Source organism: Dellaglioa sp. CoH-56-MRSF-13, from assembly GCF_056782095.1.
In genome coordinates, this window is the sequence record NZ_JBXAYC010000238.1 from 1 (window position 1) to 230 (window position 230).

A 230-nucleotide genomic window follows, 5' to 3' on the forward strand; every position below is an offset into this window, starting at 1 on the left:
ATTAGCGCCGTCTTCGAAGCTTGCCTTGGTCTTTGCCGGGTGGTGCGGGCCCTTCTCAGGAGCCAGCTTCACTTCACCCGGATGCTTTTCCGGCTTCTTGTGCGCATCACGCGGGTCTTTTGCCTTGTCGTAACCTTCGTTACCCTTGGCAGCGCTCGCATTCATGCGGTTGGTCTTTTCGGTCATTTCCGTGTCGTTTTGGAAATGGGTGCTGCCGTGCGGGCCTTCTT

1 protein-coding gene is annotated in these 230 nt (G+C 57.0%); it reads right to left on the bottom strand.

Features of this window, described 5'->3' with window-relative positions:
- A partial coding sequence (locus AC1RP1_RS08535) for a hypothetical protein (RefSeq protein ID WP_481762813.1) occupies positions 1 to 230 on the bottom strand: 230 nt, incomplete at both ends.